The organism is Microbacterium sp. Kw_RZR3 (assembly GCF_029222405.1).
GTDB lineage: Bacteria > Actinomycetota > Actinomycetes > Actinomycetales > Microbacteriaceae > Microbacterium.
In genome coordinates, this window is record NZ_JARHXC010000203.1 from 1 (window position 1) to 3,436 (window position 3,436).

Annotated in this window: 3 protein-coding genes; 2 read left to right on the plus strand and 1 reads right to left on the minus strand. The window is 72.9% G+C overall.

Annotation, left to right across the window (positions count from 1 at the left end; all coding sequences use genetic code 11):
• Nucleotides 1-39: 39 nt before the first annotated feature.
• On the minus strand, nucleotides 40-897 hold the full coding sequence (locus tag P2P98_RS11215) for a helix-turn-helix transcriptional regulator (protein WP_275799815.1): 858 nt from the start codon (nucleotides 895-897) through the stop codon (nucleotides 40-42).
• A gap of 126 nt (nucleotides 898-1,023) precedes the next feature.
• Here P2P98_RS11215 and P2P98_RS11220 point away from each other — a divergent pair, with 126 nt between their 5' ends.
• Both P2P98_RS11220 and P2P98_RS11225 read left to right on the plus strand, forming a co-directional pair.
• A complete protein-coding gene (locus P2P98_RS11220; protein ID WP_275799816.1) occupies nucleotides 1,024-2,469 on the plus strand; it encodes an MFS transporter in 1,446 nt (481 codons plus the stop codon).
• An 85-nt stretch (nucleotides 2,470-2,554) separates the two neighbouring features.
• Nucleotides 2,555-3,367, plus strand: coding sequence for an SGNH/GDSL hydrolase family protein (locus P2P98_RS11225; protein ID WP_275799818.1), 813 nt, complete (start codon nucleotides 2,555-2,557; stop codon nucleotides 3,365-3,367).
• Nucleotides 3,368-3,436: the final 69 nt, after the last annotated feature.

A 3,436-nucleotide genomic window follows, 5' to 3' on the forward strand; every position in this document is an offset into this window, starting at 1 on the left:
GCCACCTCTCGCGCAGCTCCGCGTCGGCGAGGGACGCGGCTAAGCGACCGCGCTGATCAACGCCTCCGTCGGGTTCTCGGCCGCGAGGCGATCCAGACGCGCCGCGGTGTCGGCATCCCGGGGCGAGAACCAGACCACGCGAGAGCCGAGGCCGTCGTCGATCCACAGGCTCGACATCTCGAGGTTCAGTTCGCCGACCCGCGCGTGCACGAGGTGCTTGACGGCATTGCGCTCGCCGCCCACGTCGCCCAGGCGCCAGAGCTCGGCGAACCGCGGCGACTCCTCTTCGAGCTCGGCGACGAAGCGCTGCCAGGACGGCTCCTCGTGGTGTCGCCCGTACGCTGCGCGCAGGCGCGCGGCGATCCGCCGTTGGGCGTGGTCGAGGTCGACGTGCGCGTGTTGCCACACGGAGTCGGTGAACAGCAGCACGGCGCAATTGCGTCGCTCGGCGGGCATCTCGTCGAGGTCGTCGAACAGGTAGCGGTACGAGCGGTTGTACGCGCGGATATCGAAGCGAGCGGTCTGGACCGCCGCGGGGTAGGGGAGCAGCTTCTCGAGCAGATCGAGATGCGTTGCTCCCACGCAGAGGCGCGCCCCTCGATCGGGTACGGGGAGGTCCGCGAGGGCGAACAGGTGGTCGCGCTCGTCGGCGCTCAGGCGGAGCGCTCGCGCGATGGCCGCGACGACCTGCCCGGACGCGGCGATCGGCCGGCCCTGCTCGAGCCAGGTGTACCAGGTGAGCCCGACACCGGCGAGCTGGGCGACCTCTTCACGGCGGAGCCCTGCCACACGGCGGCGTGTGCCCTCGGGCAACCCCACGTCGGCGGGACGCAGACGCGCTCGCCTGCTGCGCAAGAATCCCGCGAACTCGGCGCGGGCGTCATCGGATCGGGTCACGGCGTCGCTCCTTCTCCGGCGATCATAGGGCGGTCCTCCGACACTCCACCGCCGCAGGGGAGTGGTGCCAGTACCAGGATGAGTGCACTCCTGGTACCAGGATGCCGCGGTCTCCATGCTGGCACCATGACCACCTCCACACACCCGCCCACCGGCACGGCCCCCGTGCCGATCCGACCGGGAGCTTTCGCCGACGTTCCCACGTGGCGCTACCTCGGCTTCCTTCTCGGGCCGGGCGTGGGGACGTTCGCCTTCAACGCGGTCACCGTGATCCTGCCGACGCTGCGCGAGCGCTTCGGGGCGGGTGATGTGGCTCTCGAGCTCGTGATCGCGGGTTACGGCATCCCCTTCGCGGTCCTCCTCATCCTCGGCGGGCGGCTCGGCGACCGCTTCGGGCGGCATCGCCTGTACGTCGTCGGCATGGGACTCTTCCTCGTCTCGGCGATCGCGTGCGCGCTCGCCCCCTCGATCGAGACGTTGATCGCCGCCCGGATCGTGCAGGGCGTGGGCGCGGCCCTCTGCACACCGCAGGTCCTCGCCACGATCCAGGCCACCTCGCAGGGAGCCGCACGCACCCGCGCGATCGCCGCGTTCGGGGCGAGCGGCGGGATCGGTGCGGCCGTCGGCCAGGTCGCCGGAGGGGCGCTCGCCGCGCTGTCGTTCGGTCCGGTCGAGGGATGGCGCGCGGTGTTCGTCGTCGTCGCGCTGATCGCCGTCGCGGCGATCACGTTCGCTCCGCTCGCGCCCCGGTCGCGCGCCCACGAGATCGTTGCGATCGACCTGGTCGGCACCGCGGCGCTGGGGCTCGGCATCCTGGCCGCTTCCCTGGCCCTGACCTTCGGCCCGGCGTGGAACTGGTCGTGGCCGGTCGGAGTCGCCCTCGTCATCGCGGCCGTGTCGCTCGTGGCGATGTGGAAGCACCAGAACGCGATCGAACGCTCCGGGCGGGTGCCGCTCCTGCCGCCGAGCGTCCTGCGCCTCCGGCCCCTGCAGCTCGGCCTGATCGCGGCCGGCCTCTTCTTCGCCGGGTACTCCGCTCTGCTCTACGTCTTCCCGCGCGCGGTCGAGGCGGGCGGACTGACGTCCCTCCAGGCAGGCCTGGCGCTGCTGCCGTTCGCGGTCGTCTTCGCGGGCGTCTCGCTGGCCGTCGCGCGTATCCAGAGCCGACTCGGCGACTCCACGCTGATCCTCGGCGTCTCGCTGCAGATCGTCGCCCTGGTGGCGATGGCCGTGACTCTCACGCTCGCGTGGGGGAGCGAGATCGGGTTGTGGCTGCAGCCTTCGCTCCTCGTACTCGGCGCCGGTCAAGCGCTGATCTTCTCTCCCCTCACGCAGCTCGTTGTGCGCGAGGTCCCCGTCGAGGCGGCCGGGCTGTCGGGCGGAATGTTCAGCACCGCCCAGCAACTGGCTCTGTCGTTCGGCGTCATCGTGATCGGAGGTGTCATCGCCCTGACCGGGGTCGCCGGCCGGGCTGAGCTGCTCGCGGGTCTCGGCCTCGACATCGCGCTCGCCGTCGCTGTCCTCGCGCTGGCGGTGGCCCTGCGTGCGCGGAGCCGCCGCGCGGCGGTGTGAGCCGTCCGAATGCCGGGAGCCCGCCGTCGCCCTCCCGTCACGGCGCGGCCACCCGGCGTTCACCGCGGGCCGGTGTCATCGGAGGATGCGCACGCGTCGACCGGTGACCCTGGCCGCGGCCTCCGTCGTGGCGCTCGCCGGGGCGGGTGCGGTCGGTCTGCGGACCCTCCTCATCCGCCAGGCGGCGGTCGCCCGCCGCCGCATCGGCAAACCGCTCGGTGAGCAGGCTCTCGATGCCGATCGCGTGTGGCGCCGGAAGAAGCACCCCGGCGAGCCGGTCGAGCTGTTGCTGCTCGGCGACTCGATCGCCGCGGGTCTCGGAGCCGCCCACCGGCGCGACACGCTCGGTGCACGCCTCGCGAAGGGGATCGCGCGGCAGGCGGGTCGGCCGGTGCGGCTGCGCACGGCGGCGGTGGTGGGGTCGGAGACGTCCGCCCTCTCCGCCCAGGTCGCGTCGCTCCCCGCGGAGTACGTGCCGGACGCGGCGGTCATCGTCGTCGGCGGCAACGACGTCACCCACCGCATCCCCGCGGCACGCTCGGCGGATCAGCTGGCCGACATCGTCCGCGAACTGCGGGAGCGCGGCGTGCCCGTGGTCGTCGGTACGTGCCCCGACCTGGGGACGCTGCGAGCGATCCCGCAACCCCTGCGTGCGCTCGCCGCGCGCTCGTCGAGACAGTTGGCGTCGGCTCAGGCAGCGGCGGTCCACGGTGCAGGAGGGCGCGTCGTCGCGCTCGCGCAGGCCGTGGGGCCGATGTTCGCCGAGCGCCCCGACGAGATGTTCAGCATCGACCGCTTCCACCCCAGCGCACTCGGCTACCGCCGCACGGCCGACGCGTTGCTCCCCGCGGTGCTCGCCGCGCTCGCCGAACCGGCGCACCCCGGGCGAAACTCCTGATCGTCCCGCGCTCGCGCCGTCCCGACCCCCGGGTTCACGCGGCGAGGCGTCGCGAGAGCTCGCGAAACT